This is a genomic window from uncultured Streptococcus sp. (assembly GCF_963511325.1).
In the GTDB taxonomy this organism is placed as follows: Bacteria; Bacillota; Bacilli; order Lactobacillales; family Streptococcaceae; genus Streptococcus.
In genome coordinates this window covers 100,910-126,443 of sequence record NZ_CAUPII010000001.1, presented here as the reverse complement: position 1 = coordinate 126,443, position 25,534 = coordinate 100,910, and the positions used below count along the sequence as shown (strand labels likewise).

At 39.1% G+C, this 25,534-nt stretch carries 23 protein-coding genes; 21 read left to right on the top strand and 2 right to left on the bottom strand.

Annotation, left to right across the window (positions count from 1 at the left end; all coding sequences use genetic code 11):
- Nucleotides 1-219: 219 nt before the first annotated feature.
- Complete coding sequence (gene nox / locus RQ973_RS00585) at nt 220-1,599, top strand: H2O-forming NADH oxidase (RefSeq protein WP_311522357.1); 1,380 nt, start codon at nt 220-222, stop codon at nt 1,597-1,599.
- A gap of 243 nt (nt 1,600-1,842) precedes the next feature.
- Here nox and RQ973_RS00580 read toward each other — a convergent pair whose 3' ends face one another.
- Together RQ973_RS00580 and RQ973_RS00575 are read right to left on the bottom strand one after the other, a co-directional pair.
- Complete coding sequence (locus RQ973_RS00580) at nt 1,843-2,700, bottom strand: YitT family protein (protein WP_311522356.1); 858 nt, start codon at nt 2,698-2,700, stop codon at nt 1,843-1,845.
- A gap of 62 nt (nt 2,701-2,762) precedes the next feature.
- Nucleotides 2,763-4,418: an NFACT RNA binding domain-containing protein gene (locus RQ973_RS00575; protein WP_311522355.1), complete on the bottom strand. Its 1,656-nt coding sequence runs from the start codon at nt 4,416-4,418 to the stop codon at nt 2,763-2,765.
- Between the two features lie 104 nt (nt 4,419-4,522).
- Between RQ973_RS00575 and ybeY the strand changes: the two genes are divergently transcribed.
- The 20 genes from ybeY to ppc all read left to right on the top strand — a co-directional run bounded on the left by ybeY (nt 4,523) and on the right by ppc (nt 25,534).
- A complete protein-coding gene (ybeY, locus tag RQ973_RS00570; RefSeq protein WP_000275150.1) occupies nt 4,523-5,020 on the top strand; it encodes an rRNA maturation RNase YbeY in 498 nt (165 codons plus the stop codon).
- Nucleotides 5,001-5,396 (top strand): diacylglycerol kinase, encoded by a 396-nt coding sequence (locus tag RQ973_RS00565; protein ID WP_311522354.1) that lies wholly within the window; start codon nt 5,001-5,003, stop codon nt 5,394-5,396. Before ybeY ends, RQ973_RS00565 begins: the two co-directional genes overlap by 20 nt.
- 16 nt (nt 5,397-5,412) lie before the next feature.
- Nucleotides 5,413-6,312, top strand: coding sequence for a GTPase Era (gene era / locus RQ973_RS00560; protein WP_049503548.1), 900 nt, complete (start codon nt 5,413-5,415; stop codon nt 6,310-6,312).
- Nucleotides 6,313-6,360: 48 nt separating this feature from the next.
- The gene (gene mutM / locus RQ973_RS00555) at nt 6,361-7,185 is read left to right on the top strand and encodes a DNA-formamidopyrimidine glycosylase (protein WP_311522353.1); all 825 of its coding nucleotides are present in this window, start codon (nt 6,361-6,363) and stop codon (nt 7,183-7,185) included.
- Complete coding sequence (gene coaE / locus RQ973_RS00550; protein ID WP_311522352.1) at nt 7,185-7,790, top strand: dephospho-CoA kinase; 606 nt, start codon at nt 7,185-7,187, stop codon at nt 7,788-7,790. Before mutM ends, coaE begins: the two co-directional genes overlap by 1 nt.
- Nucleotides 7,777-8,976 (top strand): multidrug efflux MFS transporter, encoded by a 1,200-nt coding sequence (locus tag RQ973_RS00545; RefSeq protein WP_311522351.1) that lies wholly within the window; start codon nt 7,777-7,779, stop codon nt 8,974-8,976. The genes coaE and RQ973_RS00545 overlap by 14 nt, the downstream gene beginning before the upstream one ends.
- Nucleotides 8,976-9,125: a 50S ribosomal protein L33 gene (gene rpmG / locus RQ973_RS00540; protein WP_001809104.1), complete on the top strand. Its 150-nt coding sequence runs from the start codon at nt 8,976-8,978 to the stop codon at nt 9,123-9,125. The genes RQ973_RS00545 and rpmG overlap by 1 nt, the downstream gene beginning before the upstream one ends.
- A gap of 39 nt (nt 9,126-9,164) precedes the next feature.
- Nucleotides 9,165-9,398: a preprotein translocase subunit SecG gene (gene secG, locus RQ973_RS00535; RefSeq protein ID WP_000282514.1), complete on the top strand. Its 234-nt coding sequence runs from the start codon at nt 9,165-9,167 to the stop codon at nt 9,396-9,398.
- A gap of 98 nt (nt 9,399-9,496) precedes the next feature.
- Nucleotides 9,497-11,839, top strand: coding sequence for a ribonuclease R (gene rnr, locus RQ973_RS00530; protein WP_311522350.1), 2,343 nt, complete (start codon nt 9,497-9,499; stop codon nt 11,837-11,839).
- Nucleotides 11,802-12,269, top strand: a complete 468-nt coding sequence (gene smpB / locus RQ973_RS00525; protein ID WP_153224728.1) for an SsrA-binding protein SmpB — start codon at nt 11,802-11,804, stop codon at nt 12,267-12,269. Before rnr ends, smpB begins: the two co-directional genes overlap by 38 nt.
- Before the next feature lie 14 nt (nt 12,270-12,283).
- A complete protein-coding gene (tehB, locus tag RQ973_RS00520; RefSeq protein ID WP_248034186.1) occupies nt 12,284-13,144 on the top strand; it encodes an SAM-dependent methyltransferase TehB in 861 nt (286 codons plus the stop codon).
- Nucleotides 13,145-13,347: 203 nt separating this feature from the next.
- Nucleotides 13,348-14,496, top strand: coding sequence for a hypothetical protein (locus RQ973_RS00515; protein WP_311522349.1), 1,149 nt, complete (start codon nt 13,348-13,350; stop codon nt 14,494-14,496).
- Between the two features lie 94 nt (nt 14,497-14,590).
- Nucleotides 14,591-15,547 carry a competence protein CoiA family protein gene (locus RQ973_RS00510; protein ID WP_311522348.1) on the top strand — a complete coding sequence of 319 codons (957 nt, stop codon included), beginning with the start codon at nt 14,591-14,593 and terminating at the stop codon, nt 15,545-15,547.
- 18 nt (nt 15,548-15,565) lie between these two features.
- Nucleotides 15,566-17,368 (top strand): oligoendopeptidase F, encoded by a 1,803-nt coding sequence (gene pepF / locus RQ973_RS00505; protein WP_311522347.1) that lies wholly within the window; start codon nt 15,566-15,568, stop codon nt 17,366-17,368.
- Nucleotides 17,369-17,373: 5 nt separating this feature from the next.
- On the top strand, nt 17,374-18,087 hold the full coding sequence (locus RQ973_RS00500) for an O-methyltransferase (RefSeq protein ID WP_311522346.1): 714 nt from the start codon (nt 17,374-17,376) through the stop codon (nt 18,085-18,087).
- Nucleotides 18,088-18,135: 48 nt separating this feature from the next.
- Nucleotides 18,136-18,759, top strand: coding sequence for a recombinase family protein (locus RQ973_RS00495; RefSeq protein ID WP_311522345.1), 624 nt, complete (start codon nt 18,136-18,138; stop codon nt 18,757-18,759).
- Between the two features lie 303 nt (nt 18,760-19,062).
- Nucleotides 19,063-20,067 (top strand): LPXTG cell wall anchor domain-containing protein, encoded by a 1,005-nt coding sequence (locus RQ973_RS00490; protein ID WP_311522344.1) that lies wholly within the window; start codon nt 19,063-19,065, stop codon nt 20,065-20,067.
- 190 nt (nt 20,068-20,257) lie between these two features.
- Entirely contained in the window at nt 20,258-21,199 is a 942-nt protein-coding gene (gene prsA, locus RQ973_RS00485; RefSeq protein ID WP_311522343.1) for a peptidylprolyl isomerase PrsA, read from the top strand.
- A 272-nt stretch (nt 21,200-21,471) separates the two neighbouring features.
- Nucleotides 21,472-22,683: a cell division peptidoglycan polymerase FtsW gene (gene ftsW / locus RQ973_RS00480; RefSeq protein ID WP_049548918.1), complete on the top strand. Its 1,212-nt coding sequence runs from the start codon at nt 21,472-21,474 to the stop codon at nt 22,681-22,683.
- Nucleotides 22,684-22,708: 25 nt separating this feature from the next.
- Entirely contained in the window at nt 22,709-25,534 is a 2,826-nt protein-coding gene (gene ppc, locus RQ973_RS00475) for a phosphoenolpyruvate carboxylase (protein ID WP_311522342.1), read from the top strand.

Sequence of the window (25,534 nt, the reverse complement as noted above, 5' to 3'; positions counted from 1 at the left end):
AAAGTCAGCGTTTTCACAATTTGTTTTTTTAAAAAAGTCAAGAAATATGCTCAAATAAACCAAATTCCCTTAAAATAAAATTTGAAAACGCTGGAAATAAGTTAATATACGTTTTCGATCTTTTCAAAAATAAGTGAAAATGAGTAAAAAGGTTGTAAACGCTCACAGAAAATGATATACTAGGAAGGTAAATAAAAAATTAAAGGTAGGAATTATCTTATGAGTAAAATCGTAGTCGTGGGTGCTAACCACGCTGGAACTGCTTGTATCAACACTATGTTGGACAATTTTGGAAATGAAAATGAAATCGTTGTTTTTGACCAAAACTCAAACATTTCATTCCTAGGATGTGGAATGGCTCTTTGGATTGGTGAGCAAATCGATGGTCCAGAAGGTCTCTTCTACTCAGATAAAGAAAAATTGGAAGCAAAAGGTGCTAAAGTTTACATGAACTCACCAGTTCTTTCAATTGACTATGATAACAAAGTTGTAACTGCTGAAGTTGATGGAAAAGAACACAAAGAATCATACGAAAAATTGATCTTTGCTACAGGTTCAACTCCAATCTTGCCACCAATTGAAGGTGTTGAAATTGTTAAAGGTAACCGTGAGTTCAAAGCTACTCTTGAAAATGTACAATTCGTTAAATTGTACCAAAACGCTGAAGAAGTTATCAACAAACTTGCAGATAAGAGCCAAAATCTTAACCGTATCGCTGTTGTTGGTGGTGGATACATCGGTGTTGAGCTTGCTGAAGCTTTCGAACGTCTTGGAAAAGAAGTTGTTCTTGTTGACATCGTAGATACAGTCTTGAACGGATACTATGACAAAGACTTCACTCAATTGATGGCTAAAAACTTGGAAGACCACAACATCCGCTTGGCACTTGGTCAAACTGTAAAAGCTATCGAAGGTGATGGTAAAGTTGAACGCTTGATCACTGACAAAGAAAGCTTTGACGTTGATATGGTTATCCTTGCAGTTGGTTTCCGTCCTAACACAGCTCTTGCTGATGGTAAGATTGAACTCTTCCGCAACGGTGCTTTCCTTGTTAACAAAAAACAAGAAACATCTATCCCAGGTGTATTTGCAGTGGGTGACTGTGCGACTGTTTATGATAACGCTCGTAAAGACACTAGCTACATCGCGCTTGCATCAAACGCAGTTCGTACTGGTATCGTAGGTGCATACAACGCTTGTGGACATGAACTTGAAGGAATCGGTGTTCAAGGATCAAACGGTATCTCTATCTACGGTCTTCACATGGTTTCAACTGGTTTGACTCTTGAAAAAGCAAAAGCAGCAGGCTACAATGCAACTGAAACTGGCTTCAACGATCTTCAAAAACCAGAATTTATGAAACATGACAACCATGAAGTAGCTATCAAGATTGTCTTCGACAAAGATAGTCGTGAAATCCTTGGTGCTCAAATGGTATCACGTGATCCTGGAATCGCTATGGGAATCCACATGTTCTCACTTGCTATCCAAGAACACGTTACAATTGAAAAATTGGCCTTGACAGACCTATTCTTCTTGCCACACTTCAACAAACCATACAATTACATCACAATGGCTGCACTTACAGCTGAAAAATAATGATTTGTAAAACGGAAGATTTAATTCTTCCGTTTTTATCATCAAAAAATGAGAGTGGGACAGAAATCGGTAATTCGTTAGAATTCGATTTCGTCGTCCCACCTACGCACAGTTGAATAGGGCTGTAAAATCTGATGAAATCAGCGAAGTAGAGCCCACTCAACCACTGCGTCTTGCTCGACAATCTAAAGACAATTGAGAGGCTAGGACTTTTGTCCCAGCCTCATTTTTGATATCTAGATGTTATGAAGTTTCTTCTTTTACGAAGGTGAACCCTTCTCCTAAAATTTCGTGTGCTTCAGTGATGGTAATAAAGGCCATCGGATCCACGGTATGTATCATTTCTTTCATCTTAATCATTTCATTTCTTGCTACGATACAGTAGATAATTTTTAAATCTTTTTGACTGTAGTAACCTTGTCCAGATATGAAGGTGACACCTCGACTTAACTCTTCATTGATTTTATCTGCCACTTCCATAGGCTTTTGAGTGATAATCATAAAACCTTTTCCAGCATATCCGCCTTCACCAATCAAGTCAATAACTCTTGAAACGATGAAGTCAAATAGAAGTGTATAAGTAACGAGACGAAGGTCTTGGAAGATAATTAAAATGAGCATTAAGATGAGGAAGTCTAGTGCAAAGAGTAATTTCCCTACGGAGATATTGGTGTACTTGTTCAGGATTCGAGCAACGATATCTGTCCCTCCAGTGGTACCACCAGCATTGAAGATAATACCTAGACCAAGTCCTAAAAGAACACCCGCAACTAAAGCAACGATGACCAGATCTCCCTCAAGATTAAAGCTGAGAGGAATCTTTTCAAAGATTGCTAACCAAATGGATAAGGAAATGGTTCCGAGTAGGCTGCTGTACAGGGTCTTCGCACCAAATATTTTCCAGGCTAGAATGAATAATGGGATATTGATGATGAGGTTCATCACGGAGATAGGGATGTTAAAGAGATAATAGGTAATCAAGGTGATTCCTGTTGCTCCACCCTCGAATAAGTGGTGGGGCACAACAAAATACGTGAGTCCGAAGGCATAAATGGCAGCTCCGAATATAATAGTTAAAATAGATTTGATATGCCGTAGCATTGAACACACCTCCCATTTTTATTTGAGTCTATAGCAGTAACAGCCCACCAGTATACAAGACTTTATTTGATTTTCATGGACTGAATCTTTTCAGGGTCTGGTGTGACACGGAGGGTCTTTTGCCCAGTATAGGTGACAAAACCAGGTTTTCCACCAGTTGGTTTGTTGAGTTTTTTAACTTCAATCATATCTACCTGAACGAGATTTGAGAGACGCCCCTTAGAGAAGTAGGCTGCAAGTTCTGCAGCGTCTGTTTTAACCTCATCAGTCGGATTGAGATTGGCAGTGATAACAACGTGACTTCCAGGGATGTCCTTAGCATGGAACCAGAGTTCTTCTTTACGAGCCATTTTAAAGGTTAACTCGTCGTTTTGAAGGTTGTTACGACCAACTAGGATAATGGTTTTTCCGTCGCTTGCAAGATATTTTTCAGGTTTCTGTCGTTTCTGGATTTTTTCCCTTTGTCTTCTGCGGATAAATCCTGTTTGAATCAATTCCTCACGAATTTCAGCAATTTCATCTAGTCCAGCCTGGTTGAGAACTGTCTCTACACTTTCTAGGTAACGAATAGTAGCCTTGGTTTCTTCGATTAGTTCAGTCAGGTATTTAACAGCTTCTTTTAATTTCTGATAGCGTTTGAAGTAGCGTTGAGCATTTTGGTTTGGAGTTAAAGCCTTATCAAGTGCAATCGTGATAGGCTGGTTGGTGTAGTAGTTTTCCAAAATGACCTGATCTTGGTCATTGGGAACTTGATGGAGGAAAGTGGTTAGTAACTCACCTTTTTGACGAAATTCTTCTGCATTTTCGGTAGCCAGAAGTTCTTTTTCCTGTTTCTTTAGTTTTTGACGATTCTTTTGTAGTTCGTTTTCGACGCGACGTATGAGTTCGCTAGCCTGTTGTTTCACACGGTCACGTTCGGCTTTATCCTTATAATAGATATCAAGTAATTGTGAAAGACTGTCAAAATTCTCTGCTGTTTTACTAGAAAAAGGCACACAAGAAAAGGATTTATCTGTTAGGCAAGGGTTGGTTTCTTGTCCAAAGAAGTTCCGGAAAGTGGCTAGTTTATCATTAAGCAGTTGTCTTTCTAACTCGGTTGCTGTATCTCTTCCCAAACCTTGAAAGAGGTTTTGAAGATTTTTAGCAGTTAACTCTTGTGTTTGTAGAATCTCAAAGAGTTTTTCGTCCTTGACCATAAAAGGATTGAGAGCTTCTGTACTTGGAGGAGCGATATAAGTAGCACCTGGTAATAAGGTACGGTAGCTATTTTGAGAGAAACCGATATGCTTGATAACTTCAAGAATTTTGTGACTAGACTTATCTACAAGGAGAATATTGCTATGTTTGCCCATAATCTCGATCATAAGCGTGGCCTGGATATGGTCCCCAATCTCGTTTTTATTGGAAACCGTGATTTCCACGATACGATCGTTTTCAATTTGCTCGATTGACTCAATAACTGCTCCTTGAAGATACTTTCTCAATACCATAATAAAAGTAGATGGCTGAGCAGGGTTTTCAAAGGTGGACTCTGTTAACTGGATGCGTCCAAAAACTGGATGGGCAGACAGGAGCAAGCGATGACTTTTACGATTGCTACGGATTTGCAAGACCAGTTCTTGGTCAAAGGGTTGATTTATCTTTTGGATGCGACCATTGAGTAGTTCAGTTCGCAATTCCTCAACCATGTGGTGTAAAAAAAATCCATCAAATGACATGGTACTCTCCTCGTCAATGTATTCCATAGTATTATATCAAAAAGGTAGAATAAAATCATAGAAATGTGATATAATAAAGCCAAGTAAAGAGAATCGAGAAGCACATGTATATTGAAATGGTAGATGAAACTGGACAAGTTTCAAAAGAAATTTTAGAACAAACACAGGAAATTTTAGAATTTGCTGCAAAAAAAATTGGAAAAGAAGACAAGGAAATGGCGGTCACATTTGTGACCAACGAACGAAGCCATGAACTCAATCTAGAGTTTCGTGATACCGATCGTCCAACAGATGTTATCAGTCTTGAATATAAGCCGGAGTTAGAGATTGCCTTTGATGAGGAAGATCTGGAAAATGATCCCGACTTGGCAGATATGATGTCAGAATTTGATGCTTATATCGGTGAGCTTTTCATTTCCATTGATAAGGCACATGAGCAAGCTGAGGAGTACGGTCATAGTTTTGAGCGTGAGATGGGCTTCTTGGCAGTGCACGGTTTTTTACACATTAACGGCTATGATCACTACACTCCCGAGGAAGAAGCGGAGATGTTCGGTTTACAAGAAGAAATTTTGACAGCCTATGGACTCACAAGACAATAAACGAAAATGGAAAAATCGTGACCTAATCTCCAGTTTAGAATTTGCCATTACAGGAATTTTTACTGCGATTAAGGAAGAACGTAATATGAGAAAGCATGCAGTGACAGCTCTAATAGTTGTTCTTGCAGGTTTTGTTTTTCAGGTGTCACGAATCGAATGGTTATTTCTACTCTTGAGCATTTTCTTGGTAGTAGCCTTTGAAATTATCAACTCTGCCATTGAAAATGTGGTGGATTTGGCCAGTCACTATCACTTTTCTATGTTGGCAAAAAAAGCTAAAGACATGGCAGCTGGTGCCGTGCTTGTGGTCTCTCTTTTTGCCGCTTTGACAGGTGCACTTATCTTTCTCCCACGGATTTGGGATTTATTATTTTAAACAGTAAGAGGAAATTATGACATTTAAATCAGGCTTTGTAGCCATTTTAGGACGTCCAAATGTAGGGAAGTCAACTTTTTTGAATCATGTCATGGGGCAAAAAATCGCCATCATGAGTGATAAGGCGCAGACAACGCGCAATAAAATCATGGGGATTTACACCACTGATAAGGAGCAAATTGTCTTTATCGACACACCAGGGATTCACAAACCTAAAACAGCTCTCGGAGATTTCATGGTTGAGTCTGCCTACAGTACCCTTCGCGAAGTGGACACCGTACTTTTCATGGTGCCTGCGGATGAAGCGCGTGGTAAGGGGGATGACATGATTATTGAGCGTCTCAAGGCTGCCAAGGTCCCTGTGATTCTGGTGGTGAACAAGATTGACAAGGTTCATCCAGACCAGCTTTTGTCTCAGATTGATGATTTCCGTAATCAAATGGACTTTAAGGAAATTGTTCCGATTTCAGCCCTTCAGGGGAATAATGTTTCACGTTTAGTCGATATTCTCAGTGAAAATCTTGAGGAAGGTTTCCAATATTTCCCTGCGGATCAAATCACAGACCATCCAGAGCGTTTCTTGGTTTCTGAGATGATTCGTGAAAAGGTCCTACACTTAACTCGTGAAGAAATTCCACACTCAGTTGCAGTAGTGGTGGACTCTATGAAAAGAGACGAGGATACAGACAAGGTTCATATCCGAGCAACTATTATGGTCGAACGTGACAGCCAAAAAGGGATTGTCATCGGTAAAGGTGGTGCCATGCTCAAGAAAATTGGGACTATGGCCCGTCGTGATATCGAGCTCATGCTAGGAGACAAGGTCTTCCTAGAAACTTGGGTCAAGGTTAAGAAAAACTGGCGAGATAAGAAGCTAGATTTGGCTGACTTTGGCTATAACGAAAAAGAATATTAAGAAGAGGTGGGCAGTAGCCTGCTTCTTGTTTTTGGAGAAGGAGGAGTTATGCCTGAATTACCTGAAGTCGAAACGGTTCGTCGAGGCTTGGAAAAACTGATTCAAGCTAAGAAGATTGCTAGTCTTGACATTCATTATCCTAAGATGATTAAGACAGATTTGGATCAGTTTCAGAAAGAATTGCCTGGTCAAGAGATTCAATCGATGGGGCGCCGTGGCAAGTATTTACTTTTCTTCCTGACAGACAAGGTCTTGATTTCTCATCTAAGGATGGAAGGCAAGTATTTTTACTATCCAGACCAGGTTCCTGAGCGTAAGCATGCCCATGTTTTGATTCATTTTGAAGATGGTGGAACTCTTGTTTATGAGGATGTCCGCAAGTTTGGAACTATGGAATTGCTTGCTCCTGAACTCTTAGATGCTTACTTTGTATCTAAAAAGCTTGGACCAGAACCTACTGAACAGGATTTTGACTTAGAAATTTTTATAGGTGCCTTGAAGAAATCTAAAAAACCTATCAAATCGCATCTTCTCGATCAGACTTTGGTTGCTGGATTGGGAAATATCTACGTGGATGAAGTTATCTGGAGGGCAAAGGTTCATCCAGCTAGTCCTTCTCAGAGTTTGACAAGAGCTGAAGCGACAGCTATTCATGAACAGACCATTGCAGTCTTGGGGCAGGCTGTTGAAAAAGGCGGTTCAACCATTCGCACCTATACCAATGCATTTGGCGAAGATGGGACCATGCAAGACTTTCATCAAGTCTATGATAAAGCTGGACAAGCTTGTTCACGTTGTGGATCCATTATCGAAAAAATTCAACTCGGTGGTCGTGGAACCCATTTTTGCCCAAAATGTCAAAGGAGAAAGTGATGGGAAAAATTATTGGAATCACTGGTGGTATTGCATCCGGGAAGTCCACCGTCACAAATTTTCTAAGACAAAAAGGGTTTGAAGTGGTAGATGCGGATGCTCTTGTTCACCAACTTCAAAAACCTGGTGGTCGCCTTTATCAGATTTTAGTAGAGCATTTCGGTGAAAAAGTCCTTCTAGAAGATGGGGAACTGAATCGACCATTACTTGCCAGTCTTATCTTTTCTAACTCTGAGGAAAGAGAATGGTCTAAAGAAACTCAAGGAAAAATCATCCGTGACGAATTGAGGGCTTTGAGAGACAAGTTCAGTGAAACAGAAGAACTATTTTTTATGGATATTCCATTGCTTTTTGAACAGGACTATGCTTCATGGTTCGATGAAACTTGGCTAGTTTATGTAAGGCTAGATACCCAGCTGGATCGCTTAATGAACCGTGATCAGTTATCCAAAGAGTCAGCTGAAACTCGTTTAGCTTCACAGTGGCCTTTAGAAGAAAAGAAAAAATTTGCTACTTATATATTAGACAATAATGGCAGTCGAACGCGGCTTTTGAGTCAAGTAGTGACCTTACTTGAAGGAGGCGATGCCCATGCAAGAGATTAGTTGGAAGGATAATCTTCGTATTGCTTGGTTTGGTTGCTTTTTAACAGGAGCCAGCATTTCTCTCGTTGTTCCTTTCATGCCTATTTTTGTCGAACAGTTAGGAATTGAAGGAGATCAAGTTGCCTTTTATTCAGGTTTAGCTATATCAGTTTCTGCTATTTCTGCAGCCTTTGTATCACCAATTTGGGGTATCTTAGCAGACAAGTATGGTCGAAAAACCATGATGATTCGTGCTGGGCTAGCCATGACCATTACTATGGGAGGTCTGGCATTTGTTCCAAATGTTGTCTGGCTCTTGTTCTTACGGTTTCTTAATGGAGTTTTTACAGGATTTGTACCCAATGCGACAGCTTTAATTGCAAGTCAAGTTCCCAAAGATAGGTCAGGATACGCTCTAGGGACTTTATCAACTGGTGTTGTCGCCGGAACTTTGACTGGTCCCTTTGTCGGTGGTTTCATTGCCGAAATTTTTGGAATTCGAAATGTCTTTTTATTGGTTGGTAGTTTCCTGTTCTTGGCAGCTATCTTAACCATTCTTTTTATCAAAGAAAACTTTCAACCAGTGCCAAAAGAAAAAGCACTCCCTACAAAAGAGCTCTTTACTTCTGTTAAATATCCTGTTCTCTTGATAAATCTATTTCTAACTAGCTTTGTGATTCAATTTGCTGCCCAATCTATTGGTCCCATCCTTGCCCTGTATGTACGAGACCTTGGACAGAAAGAGAATCTTCTCTTTGTCTCTGGCTTGATTGTATCCAGCATGGGATTTTCAAGTATGATGAGTGCAGGTATCATGGGTAAATTAGGTGATAAAGTGGGTAATCATCGACTTCTTGTCGTAGCTCAGGGATATTCAGTTTTCATATATCTATTATGTGCAAATGCGACGAGCCCATTCCAATTAGGCTTCTATCGTTTTCTATTTGGTCTTGGGACAGGAGCTCTAATACCTGGTGTCAATGCTCTCCTAAGCAAAATGACTCCTAAAGTTGGCATTTCAAGGGTATTTGCCTTTAATCAAGTCTTCTTTTATCTAGGAGGGGTGATAGGTCCCTTAGCAGGATCAGCAGTAGCGGGACAATTTGGCTATCACTCAGTATTTTATGCAACAGCTCTTTGTGTAGCTCTCAGTTGTTTATTTAACCTTATCCAATTTAGAACATTATTAAAAGTGAAGGAAATCTAGTGCGAGTAAAAATCAATCTCAAATGCTCCTCTTGTGGCAGCATCAATTATCTAACCAGTAAGAACTCCAAAACCCATCCAGACAAGATTGAGGTCTTAAAGTATTGCCCTAAAGAAAGAAAAGTGACTCTACATCTTGAATCTAAGTAGAAATTATGGTAGAATAATAGGGATTTTAAGGAGTTTGATATGTATAACCTATTATTAACCATTCTATTAGTATTATCTGTTGTGATTGTGATTGCAATTTTCATGCAACCAACTAAAAACCAATCTAGCAATGTATTTGATGCCAGTGCAGGTGATTTGTTTGAACGTAGCAAAGCGCGCGGTTTTGAAGCTGTGATGCAACGTTTGACAGGAATTTTAGTCTTTTTCTGGCTAGCCATTGCCTTAGCATTGACGGTATTATCAAGTAGATAAGAAAATAATGGGCGGGACTAGGTCTTTGCCTATTTTTATTTTTAAAAGAAATAAGGTTTTACACCAAAAAGAAAATATTATAAATCTAGAAAGTAAACATGAAAGATAAAATAAAAGAATATTTACAAGAGAAGGGGAGTGTCACAGTTAATGACTTGGCCAGTGCTCTCGGGAAGGATGGTTCAAAGGACTTCCGTGAGTTAATCAAAACTCTTTCCTTGATGGAACGTAAGCACCAGATTCGCTTTGAAGAAGATGGTAGTTTAACCCTAGAACAGAAGAAAAAACATGAGATTACCCTAAAAGGAATTTTCCATGCCCATAAAAATGGGTTCGGTTTTGTAAGTCTTGAAGGCGAAGAAGACGATCTTTTTGTTGGAAAAAGTGATGTTAATTATGCCATTGATGGTGATACTGTTGAAGTTGTCATCAAGAAAGTTGCTGACCGTAACAAAGGAACCGCAGCAGAAGCAAAGATTATCGATATTTTAGAACACAGTCTCACGACAGTTGTCGGGCAAATTATTCTCGATGAGGAAAAGCCTAAGTATGCAGGTTATATCCGTTCTAAAAACCAAAAAATAAGTCAACCGATTTATGTGAAAAAGCCATCTCTCAAACTAGAAGGGACAGAAGTACTCAAGGTCTTTATTGACAAGTACCCAAGTAAGAAACACGACTTCTTTGTGGCGAGTGTCCTAGATGTGGTTGGACATTCAACGGATGCAGGGATTGATGTCCTTGAAGTCCTAGAGTCTATGGATATTGTCTCAGAATTTCCAGAGGCTGTTATTAAAGAAGCAGAAAGTGTACCAGATGCTCCATCAGAGAAGGATATAGAAGGACGATTGAACCTAAGAGATGAAATTACCTTTACCATAGATGGAGCAGATGCTAAGGACTTGGACGACGCAGTTCACATCAAGCCATTGAAGAATGGAAATTTTGAACTAGGAGTTCATATCGCGGATGTTTCATACTATGTAACAGAGGGTTCTGCCCTTGACAAGGAAGCCCTCAATCGAGCGACCTCTGTCTATGTGACAGACCGAGTAGTTCCAATGCTACCAGAACGCCTTTCAAATGGCATCTGTTCTCTTAATCCTCAAGTGGACCGCTTGACTCAATCTGCTATTATGGAGATTGACAAAAATGGTCGGGTTCGTAATTACACCATTACGCAGACAGTTATCAAGACAAGTTTCCGTATGACTTATAGTGATGTGAATGATATCCTAGAAGGTGATGAAGAGAAGAGACAAGAGTATAAGAAAATTGTTCCTAGCATCGAACTCATGGCCAAGCTCCATGAAATTCTTGAAGGTATGCGGATTAAGCGTGGAGCTCTTAATTTTGATACCAATGAAGCTAAAATCTTGGTTGACAAGCAAGGGAAACCAGTAGATATTGTTCTTCGTCATCGCGGTACTGCAGAACGTATGATTGAGTCCTTTATGCTGATTGCCAATGAAACAGTTGCTGAGCATTTTAGCAAGTTGGAACTTCCTTTTATTTATCGAATTCACGAGGAGCCTAAAGCTGAGAAAGTTCAGAAATTTATTGATTATGCTTCAAGTTTTGGCTTGAGAATTTATGGGACTGCTAGTGAGATTAGTCAGGAAGCTCTTCAAGACATCATGCGTGCTGTTGAAGGTGAGCCTTATGCGGATGTTCTCTCTATGATGCTTCTGCGTTCTATGCAACAGGCTCGTTATTCTGAGCATAATCACGGTCATTATGGACTAGCTGCGGACTATTACACTCACTTTACCAGTCCGATTCGCCGTTATCCGGACCTCCTTGTTCATCGTATGATTCGTGACTATGGACGTTCTAAGGAAGTAGCGGAGCATTTTGAACAAGTAATTCCTGAGATTGCGACCCAGTCTTCAAATCGTGAGCGCAGAGCTATTGAGGCAGAGCGTGAAGTTGAAGCCATGAAAAAAGCTGAATACATGGAAGAGTTTGTGGGTGAAGAGTATGATGCAGTCGTTTCAAGTATCGTCAAGTTTGGTCTTTTTGTTGAATTGCCAAATACAGTCGAAGGCTTGATTCACATTACTAATTTACCTGAGTTCTATCATTTTAACGAACGTGATTTGACTCTTCGTGGGGAGAAATCAGGGACAACCTTCCGTGTGGGACAACAGATACGCATTCGTGTCGAAAGAGCCGATAAGATGACAGGGGAGATTGATTTCTCCTTTATTCCAAGCGAATTTGATGTGATTGAGAAAGGTTTGAAAGACTCTGGCCGCAAGGATAGAGGTAGTCGTTCGGATAAGAAAGAAGACAAGAGAAAAGCTGGTCGCTCAAGTGATAAGCGCAAGCATTCATCAAAAGACAAGAAGAAAAAGAGCAAGAAACCTTTTTATAAGGAAGTAGCAAAGAAAGGAGCTAAGCATGGCAAAGGGCGAGGGAAAGGTCGTCGCACAAAATAAGAAAGCAAGCCACGATTATACAATTGTTGATACCATTGAAGCAGGAATGGTCCTCACTGGTACAGAAATCAAAAGTGTTCGAGCAGCCCGCATCAATCTGAAAGATGGGTTTGCTCAGGTTAAGAATGGGGAAGTTTGGCTGAGCAATGTCCATATCGCTCCTTATGAGGAGGGCAACATCTGGAACCAGGAGCCAGAACGTCGTCGTAAACTTCTCCTTCATAAAAAACAAATCCAGAAATTGGAGCAAGAAACCAAAGGGACAGGGATGACTCTGGTTCCACTTAAAGTCTACATCAAAGACGGCTATGCCAAGCTTCTTTTAGGACTTGCTAAAGGAAAACATGACTACGATAAACGTGAGTCGATTAAACGTCGTGAGCAAGACCGAGACATTGCGCGTGTTATGAAAGCAGTTAACCATCGATAGAAAGAGTGAAGTAAATGGAAAAACTAGTTGCCTATAAACGCATGCCTGTCTGGAATAAAGACACCATGCCAGAAGCTGTTCAAAGAAAACACAATACTAAGGTCGGAACCTGGGGCAAGATTACCGTATTAAAAGGGGCTCTTAAGTTTATTGAATTGACTGAGGAGGGGGAAGTTATAGCTGAGCACCTCTTTGAAGCAGGTGCCGATAATCCTATGGCGCAACCTCAAGCTTGGCACAGAGTGGAAGCTGCCACAGATGATGTAGAATGGTATCTGGAATTTTATTGTAAACCAGAGGATTATTTCCCAAAGAAATACAATAGCAATCCAGTTCATTCGGAGGTTTTAGAAGCTATGCAGACGGTGAAGCCATGTAAGGCACTTGACCTAGGATGTGGTCAAGGAAGAAACGCCCTCTTTCTCGCTCAACATGGATTTGATGTCACAGCTGTAGATCAAAATGAGCTATCCCTTGAAATGTTGCAAAGTATCGTAGAGCAAGAAGATTTAGAAATGCCTGTAGGTCTCTACGATATCAATTCAGCTAGCATTGGACAAACTTATGATTTTATCGTATCAACGGTTGTGCTCATGTTTTTACAAGCAGAACGTATTCCTGCTATTATCCAAAACATGCAAGAACAAACCTCAATTGGAGGTTACAATTTGATAGTGTGTGCTATGGATACAGAAGATTATCCATGTTCAGTGAACTTCCCATTCACCTTTAAAGAAGGGGAATTGGCAAATTACTACCAGGACTGGGAGTTAGTGAAGTACAATGAAAATCCTGGTCATTTGCACCGTCGTGACGAAAATGGCAATCGTATCCAACTACGATTTGCGACCATGTTGGCTAAAAAGGTAAAATAAGCTAATAAAACGAATAGAGGATAGAAAAATCTTCTATTCGTTTTTCTATATAAAGATTTGAGAATGAATTATTGTAATTATGCTATACTAGAAGTGTAGAAAATGATTAAGACAATCTCTTAACCCATATTTCTATGAAGTTTATTCTAAGTAATTTTAAATTTTCTATACAACTAGCAAATTTTTAATAGGGAGGTAGCGATATGCCTAGTCTTTTAGTCGAACTTTTTGATCATCACACTATCGAGAAAAATGTTTATCAGACTTTTATTTGTGATTGTGATGAGGTTTTATTTCTCTCCTTGAAAAAAATTACAGAAGATGAAAGATTGGCCTTGAAACATTTTTTGCTGGATCAAGTTTCCCATGTAAAACAAGTGCATTTTCGGCAAATAAGTCTAGATAAGATTACGGATGATTTGAATCTTTTCTTGACTAACTATGATTCAGTGACCATCGATGCTTTTGGCGGAGATAATCTATTAGCAATGGTTCTTTATCAGTATGCTTTGGAGAGAAATATACCACTTCTTGCAATGGATGTTGACCATGGTCTACAGTATGACTGGAAGCTTGGGAAATTGGAGAAAAAGAACCTGGTGGTCCCAACTCTAACCATCCAGCAGTTGATTGCCCTACGTGGTGGTAAACTACTAAAGTCCAAGCAACCTTTCCATACGCCTAAACAGATTGCTGCTATCAAAAAACTGGCAAATTTTGCCCTTACAAATCCTGAAGAGTGGTTAAAAGTAACACAATTTTTTGCGCTGGCAAAGACGAGTAATATTCATTCTGAAACAGGAAAAGTGCTAGAGAATAATGGGAAACGTTATTATTACCCTAAATCTATCATTTCCTTATTAACAGATGCTGGCTTGCTCCATATTGAAGAGGAAACTTCTAAACACGTTAGTTATACTTTTTCTACCCCCGAGGCCCAACTGCTTTGTCGGAGCAAAGGCCATATTTTAGAACTCTATCTTTACCTTCTAGCGCTAGAGTCAGAGTATTTTGATGAATGTATGATTGGGGCTGAAATTGATTGGAATGGTATTTTCCCTGAGGCTGATAATGTACAAAATGAGATTGATGTTGTCCTTCGTAAAGGTAGGTCCATTGTTTTTATTTCCTGTAAAATGACAGACTTATCAGTAGAGGCTATAAATGAATTAAAACTTTATGCCACCCATTTTGCCGGGGAAAGTTGTCTAAAACTAATTGTTTGTTCTGGGAAAATAAATCCAGTATACATCAATCGTTGCCATGAATACGGAGTCTTGGTCATAAAAAATGATCAGATTTCTAACATCATTCCGATGTTGGAAAAGAAACTTAAAAGAAAAAGCAGATAAAAACTCTCTCTTAAGTCGTTAAATAATCTATGAAAAGGCTGTTTTTCTCAGCCTTTTTCTTATCCTTTTCGAATAAAGTAGAAAAGGAGGTTTTATGTTTTTAGCTAGAGATAAAAACGGGCGCCTAGTCAATGCCTTGGAGGATGAACTAGTCAAACAAGATTATTATTGTCCAGCTTGTGGAACAAGTGTTCGCATGAGAAAAGGAAAAAATGTGAGAAGGCATTTTGCCCATGAAAGTCTCAAAAAATGTGATTTTTTCCATGAAAATGAAGGACCAGAGCATCTGGAAAACAAGAAACGTTTATTTTATTGGGTTAAGAATAATGATGAGGTTGAGATGGAATATCTCATACCTGAACTGAAGCAAATCGCAGATATCTTTATCAATAAGCAACTAGCTCTAGAAATCCAGTGTAGTCCCATTTCTTGTGACCTTTTGAGGGATAGAAGCAATGGTTATCGAAGTTTGGGAATTCAAGTTCTTTGGCTACTAGGGGAAAAGCTCTGGCTAAGAGAGCGTCTAACTAAACTTCAGAGAGATTTTCTTTACTTTAGTAATAACATGGGCTTTCATATTTGGGAGTTAGACCATAAAAAACAGGTTTTGAGACTCAAGTATCTCCTTCACCAAGATTTGAAAGGAAAACTCCATTATCAAGTCAAGGAATTTTCTTATGACAAAGGAAATCTTCTAGAAATATTACGGACTCCTTATCAGCAACAAAATCTTATCACTTTTTCGGTCGAACAAGATAAGAACATTTGCCATTACATTCAAAAACAACTCTACTATCAAACTCCTTATTGGATGAAGCAACAAGCTCAGGCATACTTGAGAGGGGAGAACCTTTTGAATCTGAAGAATCAGGACTGGTATCCTCAAGTAAGGCCTATAGAAAAAGGTCAATTTTGCCAGATAACTATAGATTTGCAGGGCTATTACAACAATTTTCAGGCCTATTATCAACAAAATCCCAAAACTGACACACAAAAGCTCTATCCCCCAGCTTTTTATCAGCAATATTTCTTAAAAAATGTGGTAAAATAGAAAGGATGGAGGAATCTTATGGTATTACAACGAAATGAAATAAATGAAAAAGACAAATGGGATCTATCAACGATCTTTGCTACTGATCAGGCTTGGGAAGATGCCCTCAACCAACTGTCAGAGGAAGTGGAAACAGTTGACCAATATGTAGGTCATCTTTTAGACAGTGCTCAGAGCTTGCTTGAAATTACTGAACGTTCTCTAGAGTTAGAGCGCCAGTTGGAGAAGCTTTATGTCTATGCGCATATGAAAAATGACCAAGACACCCGCGAAGCTAAGTATCAAGAATACTATGCTAAGGCTATGACGCTTTATAGCCAGCTTGATCAGGCACTTTCTTTCTACGAGCCAGAGTTTATGGAGATTACTGAGGAACAAATGACTGCTTTCTTGTCTGCTGAACCTAAACTTGAGCTCTATAAACACTTTTTTGATCAGCTCTTACAAAAGAAAGATCATGTTCTTTCACAGCGTGAAGAAGAATTGCTTGCAGGAGCCAGTGAAATCTTTGGGTCGGCAAGTGAAACCTTTGCTATCCTAGACAATGCTGACCTTACTTTCCCTTACGTTTTGGATGACGAAGACAATGAAGTGCAACTCTCTCACGGAACTTACATACGTTTGATGGAATCAAAAAATCGTGAGGTACGTCGTTGTGCCTATGAAGCACTTTATGCAACTTACGAGCAGTTCCAACACACCTACGCTAAAACCTTGCAGACCAATGTTAAAGTGCAAAACTATCGTGCTAAGGTTCGTAATTACAAGAGTGCACGTGAAGCAGCTCTTGCGGCTAACTTTGTACCAGAAAGTGTCTATGACAATCTAGTGTCAGCAGTTCGCAAACACTTGCCACTTTTGCATCGTTATCTTGCACTACGTTCAAAAATCTTGGGAATTCCTGACCTCAAAATGTACGATGTCTATACACCATTGTCTTCAGTGGAGTACAGCTTTACTTATGAGGAGGCCTTGAAGAAGGCAGAAGAAGCTTTGGCAGTTCTTGGTGATGATTACTTGAGTCGAGTTAAACGTGCCTTTAGCGAACGTTGGATTGATGTCTATGAAAACCAAGGCAAGCGTTCAGGTGCATATTCAGGTGGATCATACGATACAAATGCCTTCATGCTTCTTAACTGGCAGGACAATCTAGATAATCTCTTTACTCTTGTCCATGAAACTGGACACAGTATGCACTCTAGCTATACTCGTGAAACCCAGCCATACGTTTATGGAGACTATTCGATTTTCTTAGCAGAAATTGCTTCAACTACTAATGAAAACATCCTGACAGAAAAATTATTGCAAGAAGTTCAAGATGATGCAACACGCTTTGCAATCTTAAACAACTTCCTAGATGGATTCCGTGGTACAGTCTTCCGTCAAACTCAGTTTGCTGAATTTGAGCACGCTATCCACCAAGCTGACCAAAATGGAGAAGTTTTGACTAGTGAGTTCTTAAATGAGCTTTATGCCGACTTGAATGAAGCTTACTATGGTTTGAGTAAGGAAGATAATCCTGAAATTCAATATGAATGGGCTCGTATTCCACATTTCTACTACAACTACTATGTGTATCAATATTCAACAGGCTTTGCAGCAGCTTCAGCCTTGGCTGAAAAGATTGTACATGGTAGCCAAGAAGATCGTGATCGCTATATCGATTACCTCAAGGCAGGGAAGTCAGACTATCCACTTAATGTCATGAGAAAAGCAGGCGTTGATATGGAGAAGGAAGACTACCTCAACGATGCCTTTGCTGTCTTTGAACACCGTTTAGATGAGTTTGAAGCTCTTGTTGAAAAATTAGGATTGGCATAAGGCAGATGGTAAAGTCTTATAGCAAAAATGCCAATCACAATATGCGTCGTCCTGTTGTCAAGCATGAGATTGTCGAGTTCATGCGCCACAGACAAAAGCAGGTGACGGGTTCCCTAAAAGAGCTAGAAAACTTTGCTCGCAAGGAGAATATTCCTATCATCCCTCACGAAACCGTCGCTTATTTTCGTTTCCTTATGGAAACAATTCAACCAAAAAACATTTTGGAAATCGGGACGGCTATTGGATTTTCAGCACTTTTAATGGCAGAGCATTCACCTAATTCAAAAATTACCACTATTGACCGAAATCCTGAGATGATTGGTTTTGCCAAGGAGAATTTTGCCAAATTTGATCAACGCAAACAAATCACTCTCTTAGAAGGTGATGCGGTAGATGTCCTGTCAACGTTGACTGAGACCTATGATTTTGTATTTATGGATTCTGCTAAATCCAAGTACATCGTCTTTCTACCAGAAATCCTCAAACACCTCGAAGTAGGTGGAGTCGTTGTCTTGGATGATATTTTCCAAGGAGGAGATATTGCGAGGGATATTATGGAAGTCCGACGTGGACAACGGACGATTTATCGTGGCTTGCAAAGATTATTTGATGCAACCTTAGACAATCCTGGCTTAACCGCTAGCTTGGTTCCTCTTGGAGATGGGATTCTCATGCTGAGAAAAAATGTGGAAAATGTAAGTCTACCAGAAATGGAATAATTTTAAAAAATCGTATAATCCTTCTGTATCAAAAACAGGAGGATTTTTATGTTTCAAACCACCATCAATATAGGCTATGCTCGTGTTTCTACCCACAAGCAAGATCTGGGCTTGGAGGTGCAAATGGAGGCTCTCAAGCACTGTGACCACCTCTTTATCGAACGTGAATCTGGTTCAAACAATGCACGTCCAGAACTCGAAAAAGCCTTAAAAATGGCTTGTGACCTTGCAAAGGATGGCAAGAAGGTCACTTTTACAATCTATAAGTTAGATCGCCTGACTCGCTCCATGTTTAAATTGCTAGAACTGATCGAGCGATTTAATGCTTCGGATATTCAGCTAGTCAGTTTGCATGAAAAACTGGAAACCGACTCGCTCATCGGTAGGTTACTTTGCGTCATTTTGGGATTTGTGGCAGAAAGTGAACTGGAAAATCTGCGATTTCGAACCCGTGAAGGACTTCGTAAAGCCAAGGAAAATGGTGTCAAACTAGGTGCCAAGCGAATGTCAAGAGATAAGGAAGAGAGAATTATTGAGCTGTATTTAGCAGGGAAATCAAGCATCAGAACAATAGCAAAAACAGAACGAATTTCGACCTCAACCATCTATAAAGTCTTGGAACGAAACAAGGTAGCCATCAATCGTAAAAATATTTCGCAAAATTCTTGCTAAAAACAAGATAAAATGCTACAATGAAGGAGTAAATATGTTTCGATTAACGACCGTTTTGCGAAACATTCAAAATAACGATTTGAATATTTCAGAAAATACGAATTTAACAAGGTTTTGAGCCTGTGTTGGATTGGTATTTTTTGTTTTTTTAAGTGTATCGTTTGACGGTCCTTAGGCGATACACCAAAACCCTTGTCGCTCAAGCACTTGAGGTGTATTTTCGAAATACTAAAATCAAAAAAATTAGGATTTTGTAGTATTTGCCCACCTAAAAAGTAATTCTACATTCCTAAGGAGGAAATGATGAAAACGAATAAAGTAACCAAACTTGGTGTTTCTTTGCTATCTGTTGCTGTTCTTGGTGTTGTTGTGCCAGCTTTAACCGATGTGCCTGTTTTTGGAGTTAGCATCGTAAAGGCTGACGAAAATCAAGAGCCCCTCAAATATCGTATCGATTATTTAGATGAAGATACGGGAGAAATAATGTTTCGAGAACATGGAGTTTTAAACTCTGGTGAAACTATCAATATCCATAAAAATATTGATGGCTATGAGGTAGTTTCGAAATATAGCTGGATGCCTGGTTTTAATGTGGACTACCGGATAATGGATACATATTTTGGTTCTTCGGATGGATATCTATATATGTTTCTAGAGTATAAGAAGGTAAATGCGGATGCCAAACCATCTGATACACCGAAACCAGAAGTAAAACCGGAACCTAAGCCATCAGAGACTCCGAAACCAGAAGTAAAACCGGAACCTAAGCCTTCAGAGACACCAAAACCAGAAGTTAAGCCAGAACCTAAACCTTCTGATACTTCAAAACCAGAAGTAAAACCGGAACCTAAGCCTTCAGAGACTCCGAAACCAGAAGTAAAACCGGAACCTAAGCCTTCAGAGACACCAAAACCAGAAGTTAAGCCAGAACCTAAGCCTTCAGAAACACCGAAACCAGAAGTTAAGCCAGAACCTCAGCCTTCTGATACTTCAAAACCAGAAGTTAAGCCGGCCCCAAAGCCTTCTGATGCTTCAAAACCAGAGGTTAAGCCAGAAACTAAACCTTCTGATACTTCAAAACCAGAAGTTAAGCCAGAGCTTAAACCACAAACTAATTCGAATACTGCTCCAACAGCTCCTGTGAAACCTGTTGGGCAAACTTCAAACTCTAAAGCTGACAAACCTACTTCGAAAAAAGAAACTCCAGCTTTGCCAAACACGGGTGAACAAAGTTCTTCACTTTCTCTATTTGGCCTCCTACTTGCAAGTATTGGTCTAGCTGGTCTGACTTACAAAGGACGTCACTAAAAAATTAACTCACGATAAACAAGAACTTGAACTGTTGTTCAGGTTCTTTTTAGAATAAGAAAAACTGGAATCATTTAAAATTTAAAAGCTAGTATTTTTAGTCTTATTTAAGTTATCTGCTTTAAAATATGGTATAATGATTGAGTCGGTCTAAAGAAATTTTCGACCGTTTTTAGAAAAAGGAGTAAACATGAAGAAAAAACTAATGGCAGGAGCCATCACCTTGTTGTCAGTAGCTACTTTGGCTGCTTGTTCAAACAGTTCTGAAGGAACTGACTTGATTAGCATGAAAGGCGATGTTATTACTGAGCATCAATTCTTTGAAGAAGTCAAAAATAATGCGACTGCTCAACAAGTCTTGCTGAATATGACCATTCAAAAAGTTTTTGAAAAACAATATGGTTCAGAAGTAAGTGATAAAGAAGTAGATGATGCAGTTGCAGAAGAACAAAAGAAATATGGTGATAGCTATCAAACAGTTCTAGCTCGTTCAGGTATGACTGCAGAAAGCCGTAAAGCTCAAATTCGTACAAGTAAATTAGTTGAGTATGCTGTTAAGAAAGCCGCTGAAGCTGAATTAACAGATGAAAACTATAAAAAAGCATTTGAAGAGTATACTCCAGAAGTAACGGCTCAAATTATTAAACTTGACAGTGAAGATAAGGCTAAGGAAGTTCTTGCCAAAGCAAAAGAATCTGGAGCTGATTTTGCACAACTTGCAAAAGACAATTCTACAGATGAAAAGACTAAAGAAAATGGTGGAGAAATTACCTTTGACTCTGCATCAACAGAATTGCCAGACGTGGTTAAAAAAGCTGCTTTTGCGCTTGATGTTAACGGAATTTCAGATGTTATCACTGCTCCAGGAACTCAAGCTTATACAAGTAGTTTCTACATTGTGAAACTAACTAAGAAGTCTGAAAAATCTTCAAACTTGGATGACTACAAAGAAAAACTTAAAACAATCATTTTGACTCAAAAACAAAATGATGCAACCTTTGTCCAAGGTGTCATTAGTAAAGAATTACAGGATGCAAACATTAAAGTTAAAGACCAGTCCTTCCAAAATATCTTTACACAATACATCAAAAGCGAAACAACTTCTGACAGCAGCAGTAGCGCCTCAAACTAAGATAGTAATGAACTACCTTCCTCTATCTGGAAGGTAGTTTTTAAGTTTATAAAATATCAACATTATAGTTTTATAAGTCCTAGTAACTTAAAACGCTCGATAGATCGGATAAGGGGATCACTCAAGACATTCTAGTCCAGAGTCTGTTTTGAGTAAAATTCGAATGTTTTCACTGTAAGAGTTTTTTTCTAGTCTAAAAAATGGTATAATAGCATGTAAAACTAGAAATAATAAGGGAAAATAAAAATATTTTTCCGATAGATAGGTGACATATGAAAATAAGTAAAAGGCACCTGCTGAATTATTCCATTTTGATTCCTTATTTACTGTTATCCGTTTTAGGATTGATAGTAGTTTATTCGACAACTAGTGCGTCCCTCATTCAGGAAGGAAAGAGTGCATTACAACTAGTGCGAAATCAGGGGATTTTCTGGATAGCCAGTTTATTCTTAATAGCCTTAATTTATAAATTAAAATTAGGATTTCTGCGAAATGAGCGATTACTCTTTATCGTCATGTTTGTCGAGTTGATATTATTGGCTCTAGCACGTTTAATCGGTAGTCCAATCAATGGAGCCTATGGCTGGATCAAGGTTGGCCCGATCACGATTCAACCAGCAGAGTATCTAAAGATTATTATCATTTGGTACTTGGCTCAGCGTTTTTCAAAACAACAAGATGAGATAGCAGTTTATGACTTCCAAATTTTAACCCTCAATCAGTGGTTGCCAAGAGCCTTTAATGATTGGCGGTTTGTCCTCTTGGTCATGATAGGTAGTTTGGCAATCTTCCCTGACCTTGGAAATGCAACCATCTTGATTTTAGTATCCTTGCTCATGTATACCATCAGTGGAATAGCTTATCGGTGGTTCACAACTATTCTGGGCTTACTAGCTGGTGTTTCTATGATTTCCTTAACAGCCATTCGCTTTATCGGTGTTGAAAAATTCTCAAAGATTCCTGTCTTTGGTTATGTTGCCAAGCGTTTCAGTGCTTTTTTCAACCCCTTTAATGACCTAGCAGGATCTGGGCATCAGTTAGCCAATTCTTATTATGCAATGGTTAACGGTGGCTGGTTTGGTCTTGGTTTAGGAAATTCCATTGAAAAACGAGGTTATCTACCAGAAGCCCATACAGACTTTGTCTTTTCGATTGTGATAGAGGAGTTTGGATTTGTAGGAGCTAGTCTTATTTTGGCTCTTCTATTCTTCTTGATTCTTCGTATTATTTTGGTTGGAATTCGAGCGAGAGATCCTTTCAACTCAATGGTAGCAATCGGTATTGGTGGTATGATTCTAATACAGGTTTTTGTTAACATTGGAGGTATTTCAGGCTTGATTCCTTCAACAGGGGTAACCTTCCCCTTCCTATCGCAAGGAGGAAATAGTCTCTTGGTCCTATCAGTAGCCATCGCTTTTGTGTTGAATATTGATGCCAGTGAAAAACGTGCCAAACTCTATCGCGAATTAGAAGCGCAACTCTAAGACATAATATGACAAGGAGAAAAAAATGTCTCTTCAAAAGTTAGAAAATTATAGTAACAAAGCTGTTGTACAAGAAGAAGTGCAAATCTTGACAGATATGCTGGAAGATATCACAAAAAATATGCTTCCTGCTGAAACCTTTGATAAGATTATGCACTTGAAAGAACTTTCTTCAAAACTTGACTATCAAGGGCTAGATAAAGTAGTAACAGGTCTTTCAAATGATGAGATGGTCTACATTTCTAGATACTTCTCTATTTTGCCTCTTTTAATTAACATCTCAGAAGATGTTGACTTGGCTTATGAGATTAACCATCTAAATAATGTAGATCAAGACTATCTGGGTAAATTGTCAACAACGATCAAAATGGTGGCTGAAAAAGAAAACGCTGCTGAGATTCTTGAACACTTGAACGTGGTACCAGTTTTGACCGCCCACCCAACTCAGGTTCAACGTAAGAGTATGTTGGATTTGACCACTCATATCCATACCCTTTTGCGTAAATATCGTGATGTGAGAATGGGGCTCATTAACAAAGAAAAATGGCATAATGATCTTCGTCGCTATATTGAGATTATCATGCAGACAGATATGATTCGTGAGAAGAAACTAAAAGTAACCAACGAAATCACGAATGTTATGGAATACTACAATAGTTCCTTCCTACAGGCTGTCCCTAACTTGATGCTAGAGTATAAGCGTCTAGCAAAGGAACAAGGAATTGACCTAAAACAAGCTAAACCAATTACAATGGGGATGTGGATCGGCGGAGACCGTGATGGAAATCCATTTGTAACAGCTGAGACACTTCTGCGTTCTGCTACCATTCAAAGTGAAGTGGTTTTGAACTATTATATCAGTAAGATTTCTAGTCTCTATCGTACCTTCTCTCTCTCGACTAATTTATCAAAAACTAGTAAAGCTGTTGAAGAAATGGCTGCTCAGTCTGGAGATACATCAGTCTTTCGTGAGAAAGAACCCTATCGTCGCGCCTTTCATTTGATTCAATCCAAATTGATTCAAACACTCTTGAATTTAAAAGAATGGTCTGTTGTTGGCTCGTCAGCTGATGAACGTCATCCTGTTGAACGTCTTCTTGGTACTCAAGGGCATCAACAAGGAGTGATTACAGATTATATTAGCAATCGACTTTCAGGAGCTATTCAAGAGCTAGCTGAAGATCGTCCACCATTTTACGAAACAGTTGAAGAGTTCAAAAAAGACCTATATACTATTAAGGATTCATTACTTGAAAACAAGGCAGAGTCCTTGCTTACAGGTGAATTTGCAGAACTTTTAGAAGCTGTAGAAGTCTTTGGTTTCTTCTTGGCTTCCATCGACATGCGTCAAGATTCAAGCGTCCACGAAGCCTGTGTAGCTGAATTGTTAGCATCTGCTGGAATCAATGACCACTATAGCGATTTGTCAGAAGATGAAAAGTGCGACTTGCTTTTGCATGAATTGTTAGAAGATCCTCAAATCTTGTCTGCAACTCATGCTGAGAAGTCTGAACTTCTCGAAAAAGAATTAGCTATTTTCAAAACTGCACGTGAATTAAAAGATCGTTTAGGAGAAGATGTCATTCGTCAAACGATTATCTCACATGCAACAAGTGTGTCAGATATGCTTGAGTTGGCTATTATGCTCAAAGAAGTCGGTCTTGTGGATGCTGAAAAAGCGCGTGTTCAGATTGTACCACTCTTTGAAACAATCGAAGACTTGGATCATTCTGAAGAAACTATGAGAAAGTATTTCTCTCTACCACTTGCTAAGAAATGGATTGCTTCTAAAAACAATTACCAAGAAATCATGCTTGGCTACTCTGATAGTAACAAGGATGGCGGTTATCTATCATCTTGTTGGACACTCTATAAGGCACAACAACAATTGACTGCTATTGGTGACGAATTTGGAGTCAAAGTAACCTTCTTCCATGGTCGTGGTGGTACCGTTGGCCGTGGTGGTGGTCCTACTTATGATGCCATTGCTTCTCAACCGCTCAAGTCAATTAAGGATCGTATTCGATTGACAGAGCAAGGAGAAGTTATCGGCAACAAATACGGAAACAAGGATGCAGCCTACTATAACCTTGAAATGTTGGTTTCAGCAGCTATCAACCGTATGATTACCAAGAAGAAGAGTGATACCAATACGTCAAATCGTTATGAAGCAATCATGGATCAAGTAGTAGAACGTAGCTACGATATTTATCGTGAACTTGTATTTGGAAATGAACATTTCTATGATTATTTCTTTGAATCTAGTCCAATCAAGGCTATTTCAAGTTTCAATATTGGTTCTCGTCCAGCAGCTCGTAAAACAATTACCGAAATCGGTGGTCTACGTGCTATTCCTTGGGTATTCTCATGGTCACAAAGTCGTGTCATGTTCCCAGGTTGGTATGGAGTTGGTTCAAGCTTTAAGGAATTTATCGATCAAGATCCTAAAAATATTGAATTCCTTCGTGAAATGTATCAAAACTGGCCATTCTTCCAATCACTCCTATCCAATGTCGATATGGTCTTGTCAAAATCAAATATGAACATTGCCTTTGAATACGCTAAACTGTGTGAAAGTGAAGAAGTACAAGCAATTTACTATACCATTTTAGATGAATGGCAGTTGACTAAGGACGTTATCTTGGCTATTGAAGGCCATGAGGAGCTCTTGGCAGAAAATACCTATTTGAAAGACAGTCTCAACTACCGCATGCCTTATTTCAATATCCTTAACTATATTCAGTTGGAATTGATTAAGCGTCAACGCCGTGGTGAGTTATCTTCAGATGAAGAAAGATTAATCCATACAACTATCAACGGAATTGCTACAGGATTACGTAATTCAGGTTGA